Source organism: Arcobacter sp. CECT 8985 (genome assembly GCF_004116495.1).
Classification (GTDB): Bacteria; Campylobacterota; Campylobacteria; order Campylobacterales; family Arcobacteraceae; genus Malaciobacter.
The window spans coordinates 1-15,199 of sequence record NZ_PDKC01000029.1 but is presented as its reverse complement, the minus strand read 5'-3'; the positions used below and the strand labels follow the sequence as shown (position 1 = coordinate 15,199).

The window sequence follows — 15,199 nt, the reverse complement described above, 5'->3', positions numbered from 1 at the left end:
TAATTGGAATTATCTTACTTAAATTAGCTTTTAAATTTGATTAAACTAGTGACTTTTTTGAAACTTTTTTATCTTTTATTTGTATACAATTAGTTATATAAAAAGAATGTGATTGAATTCGCGTCTCATTTAACTATCACTATTAAATATATCTCTTGTGTAGATTTTCTCTTCTACATCTTTTATATCTTGTGATATTCTGTTTGCTACTATTACATCACTTATTTTTTTGAATTCATTTAAATCTTTTATAACTTTTGAGTGAAAAAATTCCTCTTCATTTAAAGCTGGTTCGTAAACAACTACTTCAATTCCTTTTGCTTTGATTCTTTTCATTATTCCTTGTATTGCGCTTGCTCTAAAGTTATCACTTCCTGATTTCATCACTAATCTATATATTCCTACAGTTTTAGGAGCTTTAGCAATAATACTATCAGCAATAAAATCTTTTCTTGTACTATTTGCATCTACAATTGCTGAAATTAGATTATTTGGTACTTCTTTATAGTTTGCTCTTAATTGTTTTGTATCTTTTGGTAAACAATAACCTCCATACCCAAAGCTTGGATTATTATAGTGACTTCCAATTCTTGGATCTAGTCCAACGCCTTCAATGATTTGTTTTGTATTTAGATTGTTTGATTGGGCATAACTATCAAGTTCATTAAAGTATGCAACTCTCATAGCTAAATATGTATTTGAAAAAAGCTTAACTGCTTCTGCTTCAGTACTATCTATAAAAAGCGTTGATATATCTTCTTTTATTGCACCTTGTGCTAAAAGCGAGGCAAAAGTTTTAGCTCTTTGACTTTGTTCACCTACTATGATTCTACTTGGATATAAATTATCATATAGTGCTTTTCCTTCTCTTAAAAACTCTGGACTAAAGATTATATTTTCAGTATTAAATTTTTCTTTTATTGATTTTGTATATCCTACAGGAACTGTTGATTTTATTATCATAGTTGCTTTTGGATTTATTTCTAAAACATCAGAGATAACTGCTTCTACACTTTTTGTATTAAAGTAATTAGTCTGTGTATCATAGTCAGTTGGTGTTGCAATGATAATAAAATCAGCATCTTTATAAGCTTCATTTTTATCTAAAGTTGCTTTGAAATTAAGTTCTTTATTTGATAGATACTCTTGTATCTCTTTATCTTCTATTGGAGATATTTTTTTATTTAATAGTTCTACTTTTTCAGGAATTATGTCTAATGCAATTACTTCATTATTTTTAGATAGTAAAACTCCGTTACTAAGTCCTACATATCCAGTTCCTGCTATTGCTATTTTATATTTTTTAGTATTCATATTTTTAAAACTGCCTTAAAAATTTTGTTTTTTTTATTTTAGTCAAAAGTTGGTGAAAAGTTTGTTAAGTAGTTAGTAAGACGCGAGTGAAATCGCGCCTTTTGATTGTATATTATAAGTTTTTTAATAGTTCAAGTGTCATTCTCACACCCGCTCCACTTGCTCCAAATGGATTATATCCCCAAGCTTTTTCAACGTAAGCAGGTCCAGCTATATCAAAGTGTAGCCATTTATCTTTATTCTCTTCTTTTATAAAGTGATCTAAGAAAATTCCAGCTGTAATTGCTCCACCATATCTTGTACTTGCTATATTATTTATATCTGCAACTTCTGATTTTAGTGTTTTTTTCAAAAATCTATTAAAGTCAAGTGATGTAGCATATTCACCTGAAGTAAGTGCATTTGATACTGCTTTTCTTTTTAGTTTTTCACAATTTCCCATGATTCCAGTAGTATATTCACCTACTCCAACTACACAAGCTCCTGTAAGTGTTGCATAATCAAAAATATAATCAATATCTTTTATTTCATCTTGTGCATAACATAAACAATCAGCAAGTACTAGTCTTCCTTCTGCATCTGTATTTTTAACTTCTATTGTTTTACCGTTTCTTGCAGTTAATACATCATCTGGCTTATAAGCATTTCCACCTATCATATTTTCAACTGCACCTACAATTGCATGAATTTCAATTGGTAGATTTAAAAGTGATGCTGCATTTACTATTCCTAAAACTGCGCAACCACCAGATTTATCTGATTTCATAGTAGTCATATAATCAGCTGGTTTAAGTGAAAGTCCACCTGCATCATAAGTAAGACCTTTACCTACTAATACTATCTTTTTCTTTGCATCTTTTGGTTTATAAGATAGATGAATTAGTTTTGATTCGTGAACTGAAGCTCTACCAACACTTAGCATTGCATTCATTCCATTTTTTTCTAGGTATTTTTCATCAAATATTTTACACTCTAATTCAGTTTCACTTGCTATTTCTTTTGCTTTTTTAGCCATTACTTCTGGATAAAAATCAGCTGGTGCAGTGTTTACCATATCTCTTACTTTATTTACACTATCAGAGATAATTATAGAGTTTTCAACTACTTTTTCAAGTTCATTTGTAACTTTTTCTACTACTATATTTAACTCTTGTTTTTTACTTTTTGGTTGTTCTGATTTATAAGTAGTAAAACTATAACTTCCAAGAAGTGCACCTTCAACTACTGCATTTAAAAGTTTTGTATCATCTAACGTTATTTTTGCAGTTTTTGTTGTAGTAGAAGTGAATTTTTTAATAGCAGTTGCAGTTGCAATTGCAACACTATCATAATCTTTGTTTTCACAACCTACATAGATTTTATTACTCTCTACTAAAAAAGCAACTGATTCATCTTTTGGCTCAAAATTTAAAGTTTTTAATACTTTTTTGTCTTTTGATTTTTCTATATCATTAAGTACTATTATCTCCACTGAAGATTTTAGTTTTTTACTCTTTTCTACTAGATTTATTTTCATATTTCTCTCTCCTTTTTCTTTGAGGCTTTATTAAAATAGTATATTATACTTCCACCAAATACAAGTGCAAAAGGTAATGCAAAATACCAATGCTCTTTTGCCCAATGAAGAACTACAAGTATCTCTTCACCAAAATACCAAACAGGAATTATTGTAAGTGATGCCCAACACCAAGCACTAAGTAAGTTTATAAATGCAAACATTTTTGCACTATATCTTGTAAGTCCTATTGATATAGGAATTATTGTTCTCATTCCATACATATATCTTTGCATAAAAATAATAGGCCAACCGTGTTTTTTTAACATCAAATGTGCAAGTGCAAACTTTCGTCTTTGACCTTTAAATTTTTTATGCACATAAGCTTTATTAAATCTTCCTATATAAAAATATACTTGATCTCCTGCAAAACCACCAAGTCCAGCTACAAAAATAGCTATATATAAAGTCATATCTCCTGTATGAGATAAAAGTCCTGCCATAATAAGACCTGCTTCACCTTCAAGCATTCCCCATGCAAAAAGTATGATATATCCATACTCTTTAAGTAAAAACATAAACTTATTTTCAAAGCCACTAACTGGTGCTTGATATAAGTTATATGCCAAAAATGAGAAAAATACTATAAGAAAAGCTGCAAGTATTTTCCCCGAGTGAGTCTGTAATTTTCTAAAATATTTTTGCATTACTCACTTCTTTAGTCAAAATGTAAAAGTGATTTTGCTTGAATCATATCTTTATCACCTCTACCAGATAAATTTACGATTACTATTTTATCTTTGAATTTATCTTTTGCTTTTTTAAGATATGCTATGGCATGAGCACTTTCAAAAGCTGGAATAATTCCCTCTTTTTGACTTAACCATACAAAAGCTTCAATTGCTTCATCATCTGTAATTGAATCATACTGCACTGTATTATTATCTTTGTGAAATGAGTGTTCTGGTCCAATTCCTGGATAATCAAGTCCTGCACTAATTGAGTGTGCTTCTGTTACTTGACCATTTTTGTCTTGAAGTAAGTATGAACACTGTCCATGCAAAACACCTGGACTTCCTTTTTGTAAACTACACCCATGCTTATTTGTATCAAGTCCAAGGCCACCTGCTTCTATTCCTATACAAGTTACTTCTTCATCTTCTAAAAAGTGTGAAAACATTCCTATTGCATTACTTCCACCACCAATACAAGCCACAACATAATCAGGAAGTCTATTCTCTTTTTCAAGTATTTGTTTTCTAGCTTCATAACCTATAATTGCTTGAAAATCTCTTACCATCATTGGATAAGGATGAGGACCTGCAACTGTTCCAATTATATAAAAAGTATCTCTTGCATTTGTAACCCAATATCTAATAGCATCATTCATAGCATCTTTTAAAGTTTTACTACCACTTTCAACTGCAACTACTTTTGCTCCAAGAAGTTTCATTCTAAATACATTTAGCTCTTGTCTTTGTACATCTTTTGCACCCATAAAAACAGTACACTCTAAACCTAAAAGTGCAGCAATTGTAGCAGTTGCAACACCGTGTTGTCCTGCACCAGTTTCAGCAATTACTTTTGTTTTACCAAGTTTTTTTGCTAAAAGGCCTTGAGCTATTACATTATTTACTTTATGTGCACCAGTATGATTTAAATCTTCTCTTTTTAAATATACTTTTGCTCCAACTTCTTCACTTATACTTTTTGCATGATATAAAGGTGTCTCTCTTCCTACATAATCTTTAAGTAAAGCATTTACTTCATTCCAAAACTGTTTATCAAATCTATACTTTTTGTACTCTTTTTCTAAATCTTCAAGAATAGGAATCAATGTTTCAGGAACATACTTCCCACCAAATATGCCAAAGTGTCCATCTTCATCTGGATCAAACTTACTTTTTTTTGGGATATAATCATTCATTATTTTCTTCCTTACACATCAAATATCGTATAAACTTTTGTATGCTCTTCTACTCTTTTTTTACCATCTAAAAATGATAAATTAAGTAAAAAGCATGCTTCAACTAAATTGGCTTTTATTTTTTTTATAAGTTTTGCTGAGGCATTTGCTGTTCCACCAGTTGCAATTAAATCATCAATTAGTAAAACTCTTGCACCCTCTTTTTCATGAAAAGCATCTAAATGAATCTCTACTTCATCAAACCCATACTCTAACTCATACTTTTCACAAACTGTTGTACTTGGTAATTTTCCTTTTTTTCTAACTGGAACAAAACCGATTTTCAATCTATCTGCAAGTGCTGCACCAAATATAAATCCTCTACTATCAATCCCTGCAACATAATCTAAATCATAATCTTTATATCTATTTTGAAGGTGATTCATAAGTAGATTAAAAGCCTCTTTATCATTTAAAAGTGTTGTGATATCTTTAAAAACAATTCCTTCTTTTGGAAAATCATTTATATCTCTAATACTACTTAATATTCTTGTTTTATCTTGACTGCTTAGCTCTTTCATTAGTTACCTTGTATTTTTTGTATTGTTTTTGTAGTACTTTTTCCATCAACAAACTCAACCAATTTTGTCTCTTTTGCGATATCACTTCCAACTACTTCTTTTCCATCATAATCTGCACCTTTTACTAGTACATCTGGTTTGATAAGTGAGATTAAGTCATATGGTGTATCTTCATCAAATATCACTACAAAATCTACACATTCAAGTGCACTAAGTATATATGCTCTGTCATCTTGAGTGTTTATAGGTCTGTTTTCACCTTTTAATCTTTTCACACTATCATCTGAATTAAGTCCTAAAATAAGTACATCACCAAATGATTTTGCAGTATTTAAATAACTTACATGACCTTTGTGAAGTATGTCAAAGCATCCATTTGTAAATACTATTTTTTTATTTTGTTCTTTTAGTCTATTTGAAATTTTTTCTATTTGATCAAATGTTTTTATGTGTTGTTCTATTGAACTTTTATTTAAGCTTGATTTGTACTCTTCTATTTCATCTAAGCTTACTGTTGCACTTCCTAATTTCCCAACAACAACGCCAGCTGCAAGATTTGCAAACTCTATTGATTCTATAATATCTTTACCTAAACTAAGAGCAAAACCAAGTGAAGCAAGAACTGTATCACCTGCACCTGTTACATCAAAAACTTCTCTTGCAACTGTTGGTCTTAAGATAACTTCATCATCTTTTAAAAGTGCAATTCCTTGTTCACTTAGTGTAATAACTGAATATTCAAGTGAAGCTATATCTTTTAGTTTTTTAAGTGCTTGCTTTAAATTATCACTATTTTCAATCTGAACTTTTGAAGCTATTTGAGCCTCTTTTTTATTTGGAGTTAAAAAGTATGCACCTTCATATTTTGAATAGTCATCACCCTTTGGATCAACTATTACTTTTTTATCATATTTTTTTGCATAATCTATAATTTTTTTAGATAAATCTTTTGTAATTACTCCCTTTCCATAATCAGAAAAAAGTATAATATCATATCTATTTATTAGTTCTTGGAATTTCTCAAAAATCTTCTTTTCACTATCAAATGAAATAGAGTTTTTACTCTCATGGTCATACCTTACAACTTGAGAGTGAGATGCCATTATTCTTGATTTTTTAGATGTTTTTCTATTCTTTTGTTCAATTAAAAATGACTTTGCACCTTCTTTATCAAGCATTGATTTTAACTCTTTTGCAACATCATCATCTCCAACAACAGAGATTACTCCCACTTCACTTCCAAGTGAAAGAAGGTTATTTATAACATTTCCTGCTCCACCTAAAACTGTAGTCTCTTTTTTTACATCAATTACTTGAACAGGAGCTTCAGGAGAGATTCTATCACAACTTCCCCATAAATAGTGATCTATCATCAAATCACCAATAACTAAAATATTTGGTTTTTTTGTATCATTACTTAGCATCTATTTTACCTCAGTTTCAAATAATCTTTTGATATCATCAATATATGCTTTTATTCCATCTTCTAGTTCATATCTTGGCTCATAACCTAAATTTTGTTTTGTTGAGTCAATATTTGCTTGAGTAAAGAACTGATAAGCTCCAATATATGGATTTGGAATATACTCTTTTCCATTGTCTATTTTTAGTTCTTGTTGTAAGATATTTACAATATCTTCAAAACTTCTAGCTTTTCCTGTACCTACGTTGTAAACACCACTTTTTTTAGGATTACAAGCTTTAATATTTGCTTGAATAACATCTTCAATATATATAAAATCTCTAAGTATTTTGTCACTTCCTTCAAAAAGTTTTGGAGTAAGATTATTTAAAATTTGGTGTCCAAATTGTACTACCATTGAAGCAGTTTTATTTTTGAAAAACTCTCTTTGCCCATATACATTAAAATATTTTAGTCCCACAATACTTATACCAATATTTTCTTTTAGGTATTTATATGTGATATTATCCATCATAACTTTTGAAAATCCGTAAGCATTATTTGGTTGTTCATATCCTATTTCAAATCTATTACTATCACCATAAGTTGCAGCACTACTTGCATAAATCATATTTGCTTTATGTTTAATTGCTATTTTTAATAAATCTTCATATGCATTTACATTAGTTTTTACCATCAAATCTTGTTCTTGAACTGTAGTATCTGAAATAGCTGCTTGATGAAAAATATAATCAAAAGTATATGAGTTTTCTAAATCTTTTAAAAGTTCTTTATCATTTATATCACTACTTATTACAATACCTTTAAAACCTAAAAGATTTTTAAAATGTCCAAAACTCTTAAGGTTTCCATTTGAAAAAGTCTCTCCTGAACGGAAGCAATCAAGTGCAATAATATTCGCATTTGGGTAATTTTCTTGAAAATAAAAGCATAGGTTCGAACCTATAAAACCCGCTGCACCTGTAATTAAAATTGTTTTATTATTAAAGTCTATATCACTATATTTCATAATATCTCACTTATCTGTAAAGTAAAATATTTTATCCAAAATTGAATTAAATTAGCTTTTAAGGGCGTTATTTAATTTATTTTATTAAAATATAATTAAATAAATTATTTTTATAAAGGTCTATTATGAAACTACTATTTTTATTATTAACTAGCATTAGTTTATTATTTGCAATTGAACTTCAAAAACCAAAAATTTATAAAAGCCAAAATATCAAAGGTTGGTATATGAGTGAAAAACTTGATGGAATTCGTGGATTTTGGAATGGTAAAAAATTTTTAAGTAAAAATGGACATGAAATTTTTGTACCAAAAGAGTTTATAAAAAATTTTCCAAATTTTAAGCTTGATGGTGAATTATGGACTAAAAGAGGTGATTTTGAAAATATTCAAAGCATTGTACTTGATAGTAATCCTAGTAAAAAATGGAATCAAATCACATTTAATATTTTTGAAGTTCCAGAAGCAAAAGGTGACTTGTTACAAAGACTAAACAAAGCAAAAAAGTGGTTTCTCAAACACCCAAATAAACATGTGGAATTTATCAAACAAATAAAATGCGAAAGTAAAAAAGATTTAGATAAATTCCTTGAAAAATTACTTTCAAAAAATGCTGAAGGAGTAGTTATAAAAAATGGAACTTTAGACTATTTTACAGGAAGAAATAAAAATATTTTAAAAGTAAAAAAGTTTTTTGATACAGAAGGTAAAGTAATTGGTATAAACTTTGATAAAGAAGATAAAGAAAGAATGAAAAGCCTAAAAATAAAATTAGAAAATGGAGTAATATTTAATCTTGGAGGAGGATTTTCAAATAAACAAAGATATAACTACCCAAAAATAGGAGAAACAGTGACTTTTAAATACTATGGCTTTACAAAAAATAAAAAACCAAAATTCGCTTCATTTATGAGAGTAAGAAAAGAAGAATAAAAAGTACAAAATACTTTTTTTCTTTACACTAATTTTTTCAACTCTATTATATTTTCTAATACATATTTAGCATCTGATTTATTCTCATCAAACTTTTGACCTGATTTTACTTGTACACTATTTTTAATATTTGCATTATTAGCACATTTTATATCTGAATCTTTATCACCAACTAGCCAAGAGTTTTCTAAGTCTATTTCATAATTTTTTAGAATATTATCAATCATGCCTGTTTTTGGTTTACGGCAGTTACAGTTCTCTTCTGGAGCATGTGGGCAGTATTGAACTTCTTCTATTTTTATTTTATTTTTTTCAAATTCAGCTTTCATCCATGATGTCAATTCTAAAAAATTTTCAATTGTATAATAACCTCTTCCTATTCCTGATTGATTTGTAATAATAAATAGTTTGTATCCTTTATCTTGAATATATTTCAAAGTATCAAAAACACCATCGATAAACTCAAAATCTTCTACTTTATATACATAACTTTTATCTACATTAATCACACCATCTCTATCTAAAAAAAAGGCTTTATACATTATTATCCTTAATATAAATCTATGGAACTATTCTCTATCCCTGCTTTTTTTAACTTTGAACAAATATTATCATTTGTTTCATTAATGTTTAATTTCAATTTATGACTTGCTCTATCTACATATATAGTTATACAATTACTATTATTTGTTTTGTATATAATTGAATTATTTTCAAAATACCAACTTGAACTATTGATTTTTATAGAATCTGATATATCTTCTATTTTACCATCCAATAAGTACTGAGATTGAATTGAACTTAAGATTGTGGTTACATCTCTTTTTACTGTTGTTATGAGTGCAGCATCTCTTGTATTCATAAATTTGGGAATTGCATAACTTCCAATAAGTGCAAGTATTACAAGTACAAAAACCAGTTCCAATAGTGAAAATGCCTGTTTCATATATAACCTTTAAAAAAATAATTTTAAAAATTATATATTAATTTAATTAAAAATAAGTTTATTTATTATTTTTTGTGTTCTTCTATATATTCACTAATTGCTTCTTTAATATTTTCCAATTTTTTTGGATTACCTTGAAGTCTTTGAAAATGTTTATTTATATCTTCATTCTCTTTTATCTTAATATCAGCAATACTAGAGCATATGTCTAAAAATACACTATAAGGAACCTCATCACCTCTTTTTAGAAAATGAATTGCTCTTTGTAGTGAAACAAAGGGATTTACACTAATTTTATTAAGATTATTAACTTTTGTTTCAATGTAAGATATAAACTCTTTTCTAATATCACCTTTAATAATTTCTACTTCTTTTGTTTGTGTATCTAAACAACACTCAAAACCAATCTTTGTAGAATCAAAATCAAATCCACTTACAGTAAACTCTAAAGATTTATTTTCAAACTTTGGTCTAAATACTAACTGAAATATTTCATCATTAAATTTATATGTCATAGAATTATTTTCATATTCAAAATAGCTTTGATCTAAGCATTGATTTAATTCAAGCATCATTTCTTTTGAAGGAAATATCATATCAATATCTCTAAAAGTGTCTTTTTTTATACATGAACCTGCAAGATAAAAATGAACTTTAGAAAAGCTTGGTTTTCTTACTATCAAATCTTGAAAAAAGTAATTTAACATATTTATAACATTACAAAGTCTAATATCAAAACTCATCTGTAATTCATATGGAATAAACTCATCATATTTTTCCCAAAGTTCTTCATGTACCATAATTAAGCCTTACTATTTAGTTTCTCTTTTAATATAATTTTACCAGCTTCTACTCCTGGTTGATTATAAGTATCAATTTGTACAAATTTTCCAACTACTGAAGTTAATAACTGATAACTATACATTAATTTTGCGATATTAAATTCATCCACTTTATTTATAGTTATTATATCATATGGAATATCGCTTAACTCTTTTATTGATTGTATTGTTGCATTTGCTTGTTCATCTATTAAATCTGCAAAAGATATATTATCTATATATTTTAAATCATCAAAGCCATTTAATGTATTTGCTGGTATTTTTATATCATTTCCAAAATTTGCAACTTTAATAAATGTTACTGTTTTATCTCTTTTACCTTGTGCAATTAATTGTAAAAATGAGTGTTGATCAACTGGACCTATAAGTCCTATTGGAGTTAATGCTTGTTTAGTTCCATTTATATTGATTTTTCCTAAACTCTCGCCCCATAGTTGTATATACCACTTATTAAAACCTTCTAAGCTAGCTGAATATGAAAAAACTACATTTATATTGAACCTATTCTTGTTTTCTATCATAAACCTTGCTTTTTCCATCAAGATGTTATAATACTTCTGTTTTGTAAAAAAACTATTATGAACTTCAGTAGCACCTGCTAAAAGTTCATCTAAATCTACTCCTAATATGGCTAAAGGAAGAAGTCCCACATTTGAAAATACTGAAAATCTTCCACCTACATTTTTAGGAATATCAAATGTTTTCATACTATTTTTCTTTGCAAATGCAGTAAGTTTACTATCATTTTCACTTATAATAACACAGTTTGAAGAGTCTATTTTTACTAAACTAGCTAAATATTTAAAAATAGAAATAGTCTCTATTGTTGTTCCTGATTTACTTATTACTAAAAAAAGTGTATCTTCTAAGTCTAATTTATTTACTCTTTGTTTTATATCAGTTGGATCTGTTGATTCAAAAAAATGAAGTTTCTTTATAAAATTATTTGTTCTTTTTAAAAATTGATAAATAGCAAATGTACCTAAAGTACTTCCACCAATACCAATAATAGCAATATTTTTTTGTTTTACTTCTTTTGCAAACTCTTTTACTTTTGAAGTGTCTTGAAAAGGAAGAGAATAATAACCAACTTTATTAAGTTCATCTTTTACATTTTCAAAAATATATTCATTTGATTTTATTTGATAAAAACTTTTACTATATTTCATTTCTTACCTTTATAGTTTTGGCACAAAACTTGTGTTTTTCTATTTACTTTTATTATAAAAATGATTTGTTGCTTCTACAAATCCATCAATACTTCCACAATCAAACCTAACACCTTTAAACTTGAATCCTAAAACCATTGCTTTTTTTGCTTGAGTTAAAAGAGCATCTGTAATTTGTATTTCTCCACCTTTTCCAGGATTTGTATCTTTAATAATATCAAAAATATCAGGAGTTAAAATATATCTTCCTATTATTGCTAAGTTTGATGGTGCATCTTCAGGTTCTGGTTTTTCAACCATATTATCAATCATAAAAATACCCTCTTCTATTTCATTACCTGAAATAACTCCATATTTATTTGTATGTTCTTTTGGTACTTCTTCTATTGCAACTATACAACATTGATATTTTTCATATAAATCAACCATCTGTTTTAACACAGCATTACCTTCATTGTCACACAAATCATCTGCTAGAAGAACTGCAAATGGTTCATTTCCAATTAATGTTTGTCCTGTTAAGATTGCATGACCTAAACCTTTCATTTGCGTCTGTCTTGTATATGAAAAAGTACAATTTTCTATTACTTCTCTAATATCATGTAAATAGTGCTCTTTATTTGTACCTTTAATTTGATGCTCTAACTCATAAGATATATCAAAGTGGTCTTCAATAGCTCTTTTACCTCTACCTGTTACTATTGCCATAGTATCAATTCCTGCTTCAATTGCCTCTTCAACTCCATATTGAATAAGTGGTTTTGTAAGTACTGGTAACATCTCTTTTGGAGTTGCTTTTGTTGCAGGTAAAAATCTTGTTCCATATCCTGCTGCTGGAAATAAACATTTTCTAATCATCTTATAAAATCCTATTTAACTATAATTATTTATTTTATCACAAACTTACTAAAGAATTTGTGGTACATCTATATTTGTCTCTTTATTTGCATCTGCTACACTTTCAAATACAACTTCAATTGGTGCATCACTTCTATTTTCTTTATTTACAAATCTTGTAAACTGTTTTTGGAAATCAAGTTTAACAGTACCTATTGGTCCATTTCTTTGTTTTCCTATTATTATTTCTGCTTCTTCAACTGGTTTATTAACAAAAGTTGATTTGTACTCTTCACCTTTATCTTTGGCTTCTTTTTCTTTTCTTGCTTCATCTCTTTCTTTATATACATCATCTCTATAAACAAACATAATAATATCAGCATCTTGCTCAATAGCACCAGATTCTCTAAGATCTGATAACATTGGCCTTTTATCTGGTCTATTTTCAAGTCCTCTATTTAGCTGAGATAGTGCAACTATAGGAATTTTCATCTCCCTTGCAAGCATTTTAAGTCCCCTTGAAATATCTGATACTTCTTGATGTCTATCTTTATTTCCAGTTCCTTGCATTAGTTGCAAATAATCAATCACTACTAAAGAGATATCATTATCCTCATTTTGTGCAAGTTTTCGCACTCTTGCTCTTAGTTGATTAATATTTACGCTTCCACCATCATCAACAAAAAGTTTTTTATTATTCAAATCTTCAAAAGCTCCTGATAGATTACTCCATTGTTGGTCATCCATATCACCTTTTCTTAAGTTTTGTAAAGGTATAGAGGTTTTTGCTGCAAGCATTCTTAGCATAAGTTGTTCTGCTGGCATTTCAAGAGAGAAGAAGATTACACCTTTATTTGCTTCAACATTGGCTAAAGCCATATTTAAAACTAAAGCTGTTTTCCCCATAGCTGGTCTTGCAGCTATTATTACTAAGTCCCCTTCATTAAATCCAGTTGTTCTTTTATCTAAGTCATAAAATCCAGTTGTTTCACCAATTAAGTGATGATTTCCTAACTCTTTCATTTTTTTAATATATGCTAAAGTATCACCGGTAATTGCTTGCATGTCTTTTAGTTCTGAAGTTGCACTATCTGTTGAGATTTTGTAAAGTGCTCCTTGAATTGTATCAAGAGCATCATTTGCTGAAACTTCATCTTCTATTGAAACTTTTTTTATAGTAGTTGCTAAAGAAGCAAGTTCTCTTTTTACACTTGAGTCTTTTATCTCTTTTACATAAGCTATTGTATTTGTTATTGGATTTGCAGAAAGAATCTCTATTAAAATAGAATCATCAACATCTTTTGTACTTACTCTTTTTCTAATAAACTCTTCATCAATTGGCATATCATCACTATAAAGTTTTGTCATAACCTCAAATATTTTTTGATGTGCTGGAAGATAAAAATCTTTTGGCTTTAATATTGCTAAAATTTCTTCTATTTCTTCAGGATTAAAAAGTATTGAACTAAGTACTGCTCTTTCTATATTTATACTATATACGCTATCCATTAAATCTCCATATTTATATAAGAGTTTTATTATATCTAATAGTAGCTAACAAAGAAGAAAAAGAATGCTATTTTTCTTTTGCTTCTTTTTCTACTTCTTCTAAGAATTTATCAAGTAGTTTATCTGTAGGTAGTTTGGCAATTGTTTCACCTTTTTTAATTATAAGACCGCTTCCTTTTCCATAAGCAATTGCTACATCTGCACTTTTTGCTTCTCCAAGTGCATTTACAACACATCCCATAACTGAAACATTTAAAGGTGTTTTTATATGTTTTGTTCTTTCTTCAACAAGGGCTACTGCATTTACTAAATCAGCTTCAATTCTTCCACAAGTTGGACAAGAGATAATATTTAATCCCTCTTTTACAAGTCCAGCATCTTTTAAGATTGCTCGCCCTACTTCAATCTCTTTTTCAAGCTCACCTGTCATTGATACTCTTAAAGTATCTCCAATACCATCAAGAAGCAGACTTCCAAGAGCAATTGAAGATTTTACAGTTGAATGAAATTGAGTACCAGCTTCAGTTACTCCTAAATGAAATGGATAATTATTTAAAGGTCTTAATCCTCTATACGCTTCTACTGTTCTTTGAACATCACTAGCTTTTAAAGATACTTTAATATCTGTAAATCCTAAGTCTTCAAGGTATTTAATATTATAATCAGCACTTGCAATCATACCTTGCGCAGTTTGACCATATTTATTCTCAAACTCTTTTTCTAAAGATCCACAATTCACGCCAATTCTAATAGGTAGATTTCTTTGTTGACAAGCTTTAACAACCTCTTCAACTCTTTTTTTATCACCTATATTTCCTGGATTTAATCTAATACAATCAACCACTTCAGCTGCAATTAATGCAAGTCTATAATTAAAATGTATATCTGCAACAATAGGTAAAGCAACTTGACTTTTTATCTCTTTTAAAGCATTTGCTGCATCCTTATCTGGTACTGCAACTCTTACAATATCTGCTCCTGCAAAATGTAATTTATTTATTTGTTCTACTGTTGCTTTTACATCAGATGTTTTAGAATACGTCATTGATTGTACAGAAATTGGTGCATCTCCACCAATAGGAACATTTCCTACATATATTTTTTTTGTTGGATATCTTTTTATCATGTCAAAATTTTATCCAAATATTATTAATGTTTTATGAATTTTTTAAACTTATATTATTCTTAATGTCTGTTATTTTTCTGTTATAAATCATGATTATAAAAGTATATATA

At 28.3% G+C, this 15,199-nt stretch carries 15 protein-coding genes; 1 reads left to right on the top strand and 14 read right to left on the bottom strand.

Going from position 1 to position 15,199, the window contains the following annotated elements; translation table 11 throughout:
* Positions 1-129: 129 nt before the first annotated feature.
* The 7 genes from CRU93_RS11310 to rfaD all read right to left on the bottom strand — a co-directional run bounded on the left by CRU93_RS11310 (position 130) and on the right by rfaD (position 7,728).
* Positions 130-1,314 (bottom strand): nucleotide sugar dehydrogenase, encoded by a 1,185-nt coding sequence (locus CRU93_RS11310; RefSeq protein WP_129104314.1) that lies wholly within the window; start codon positions 1,312-1,314, stop codon positions 130-132.
* A gap of 112 nt (positions 1,315-1,426) precedes the next feature.
* The gene (locus tag CRU93_RS11305; RefSeq protein ID WP_129104313.1) at positions 1,427-2,830 is read right to left on the bottom strand and encodes a leucyl aminopeptidase; all 1,404 of its coding nucleotides are present in this window, start codon (positions 2,828-2,830) and stop codon (positions 1,427-1,429) included.
* A complete protein-coding gene (locus CRU93_RS11300; protein ID WP_129104312.1) occupies positions 2,827-3,516 on the bottom strand; it encodes a DedA family protein in 690 nt (229 codons plus the stop codon). The genes CRU93_RS11305 and CRU93_RS11300 overlap by 4 nt, the downstream gene beginning before the upstream one ends.
* Positions 3,517-3,527: 11 nt before the next feature.
* Positions 3,528-4,736 carry a tryptophan synthase subunit beta gene (gene trpB / locus CRU93_RS11295; protein WP_129104311.1) on the bottom strand — a complete coding sequence of 403 codons (1,209 nt, stop codon included), beginning with the start codon at positions 4,734-4,736 and terminating at the stop codon, positions 3,528-3,530.
* An 11-nt stretch (positions 4,737-4,747) separates the two neighbouring features.
* Positions 4,748-5,296, bottom strand: a complete 549-nt coding sequence (locus CRU93_RS11290) for an adenine phosphoribosyltransferase (RefSeq protein ID WP_129104310.1) — start codon at positions 5,294-5,296, stop codon at positions 4,748-4,750.
* A complete protein-coding gene (gene rfaE1 / locus CRU93_RS11285; protein ID WP_129104309.1) occupies positions 5,296-6,720 on the bottom strand; it encodes a D-glycero-beta-D-manno-heptose-7-phosphate kinase in 1,425 nt (474 codons plus the stop codon). The genes CRU93_RS11290 and rfaE1 overlap by 1 nt, the downstream gene beginning before the upstream one ends.
* Positions 6,721-7,728: an ADP-glyceromanno-heptose 6-epimerase gene (gene rfaD, locus CRU93_RS11280; RefSeq protein ID WP_129104308.1), complete on the bottom strand. Its 1,008-nt coding sequence runs from the start codon at positions 7,726-7,728 to the stop codon at positions 6,721-6,723. It abuts the gene before it with no gap.
* A 125-nt stretch (positions 7,729-7,853) separates the two neighbouring features.
* Between rfaD and CRU93_RS11275 the strand changes: the two genes are divergently transcribed.
* Entirely contained in the window at positions 7,854-8,660 is an 807-nt protein-coding gene (locus tag CRU93_RS11275) for a DNA ligase (protein ID WP_129104307.1), read from the top strand.
* 23 nt (positions 8,661-8,683) lie between these two features.
* Here the strand turns inward: CRU93_RS11275 and gmhB are convergent, their stop codons facing one another.
* The 7 genes from gmhB to ispG all read right to left on the bottom strand — a co-directional run bounded on the left by gmhB (position 8,684) and on the right by ispG (position 15,089).
* Positions 8,684-9,202 carry a D-glycero-beta-D-manno-heptose 1,7-bisphosphate 7-phosphatase gene (gene gmhB / locus CRU93_RS11270; RefSeq protein WP_129104306.1) on the bottom strand — a complete coding sequence of 173 codons (519 nt, stop codon included), beginning with the start codon at positions 9,200-9,202 and terminating at the stop codon, positions 8,684-8,686.
* An 8-nt stretch (positions 9,203-9,210) separates the two neighbouring features.
* The gene (locus CRU93_RS11265) at positions 9,211-9,606 is read right to left on the bottom strand and encodes a type II secretion system protein (protein WP_129104305.1); all 396 of its coding nucleotides are present in this window, start codon (positions 9,604-9,606) and stop codon (positions 9,211-9,213) included.
* Positions 9,607-9,671: 65 nt separating this feature from the next.
* Positions 9,672-10,406: a hypothetical protein gene (locus CRU93_RS11260; protein ID WP_129104304.1), complete on the bottom strand. Its 735-nt coding sequence runs from the start codon at positions 10,404-10,406 to the stop codon at positions 9,672-9,674.
* Between the two features lie 2 nt (positions 10,407-10,408).
* Positions 10,409-11,617: a glucose-6-phosphate isomerase gene (locus CRU93_RS11255; RefSeq protein WP_129104303.1), complete on the bottom strand. Its 1,209-nt coding sequence runs from the start codon at positions 11,615-11,617 to the stop codon at positions 10,409-10,411.
* Positions 11,618-11,656: 39 nt separating this feature from the next.
* A complete protein-coding gene (gene galU / locus CRU93_RS11250) occupies positions 11,657-12,475 on the bottom strand; it encodes a UTP--glucose-1-phosphate uridylyltransferase GalU (protein ID WP_129104302.1) in 819 nt (272 codons plus the stop codon).
* A 48-nt stretch (positions 12,476-12,523) separates the two neighbouring features.
* The gene (locus CRU93_RS11245) at positions 12,524-13,963 is read right to left on the bottom strand and encodes a replicative DNA helicase (RefSeq protein WP_129104301.1); all 1,440 of its coding nucleotides are present in this window, start codon (positions 13,961-13,963) and stop codon (positions 12,524-12,526) included.
* Positions 13,964-14,030: 67 nt separating this feature from the next.
* On the bottom strand, positions 14,031-15,089 hold the full coding sequence (gene ispG / locus CRU93_RS11240; RefSeq protein WP_129104300.1) for a flavodoxin-dependent (E)-4-hydroxy-3-methylbut-2-enyl-diphosphate synthase: 1,059 nt from the start codon (positions 15,087-15,089) through the stop codon (positions 14,031-14,033).
* Positions 15,090-15,199: the final 110 nt, after the last annotated feature.

Coding starts and splice junctions, on each gene's coding strand:
- CRU93_RS11310 (WP_129104314.1), bottom strand. CDS start 1,314: ATGAATACTAAAAAATATAAAATAGCAATAGCAGGAACTGGATATGTA.
- CRU93_RS11305 (WP_129104313.1), bottom strand. CDS start 2,830: ATGAAAATAAATCTAGTAGAAAAGAGTAAAAAACTAAAATCTTCAGTG.
- CRU93_RS11300 (WP_129104312.1), bottom strand. CDS start 3,516: ATGCAAAAATATTTTAGAAAATTACAGACTCACTCGGGGAAAATACTT.
- trpB (WP_129104311.1), bottom strand. CDS start 4,736: ATGAATGATTATATCCCAAAAAAAAGTAAGTTTGATCCAGATGAAGAT.
- CRU93_RS11290 (WP_129104310.1), bottom strand. CDS start 5,296: ATGAAAGAGCTAAGCAGTCAAGATAAAACAAGAATATTAAGTAGTATT.
- rfaE1 (WP_129104309.1), bottom strand. CDS start 6,720: ATGCTAAGTAATGATACAAAAAAACCAAATATTTTAGTTATTGGTGAT.
- rfaD (WP_129104308.1), bottom strand. CDS start 7,728: ATGAAATATAGTGATATAGACTTTAATAATAAAACAATTTTAATTACA.
- CRU93_RS11275 (WP_129104307.1), top strand. CDS start 7,854: ATGAAACTACTATTTTTATTATTAACTAGCATTAGTTTATTATTTGCA.
- gmhB (WP_129104306.1), bottom strand. CDS start 9,202: ATGTATAAAGCCTTTTTTTTAGATAGAGATGGTGTGATTAATGTAGAT.
- CRU93_RS11265 (WP_129104305.1), bottom strand. CDS start 9,606: ATGAAACAGGCATTTTCACTATTGGAACTGGTTTTTGTACTTGTAATA.
- CRU93_RS11260 (WP_129104304.1), bottom strand. CDS start 10,406: ATGGTACATGAAGAACTTTGGGAAAAATATGATGAGTTTATTCCATAT.
- CRU93_RS11255 (WP_129104303.1), bottom strand. CDS start 11,617: ATGAAATATAGTAAAAGTTTTTATCAAATAAAATCAAATGAATATATT.
- galU (WP_129104302.1), bottom strand. CDS start 12,475: ATGATTAGAAAATGTTTATTTCCAGCAGCAGGATATGGAACAAGATTT.
- CRU93_RS11245 (WP_129104301.1), bottom strand. CDS start 13,963: ATGGATAGCGTATATAGTATAAATATAGAAAGAGCAGTACTTAGTTCA.
- ispG (WP_129104300.1), bottom strand. CDS start 15,089: ATGATAAAAAGATATCCAACAAAAAAAATATATGTAGGAAATGTTCCT.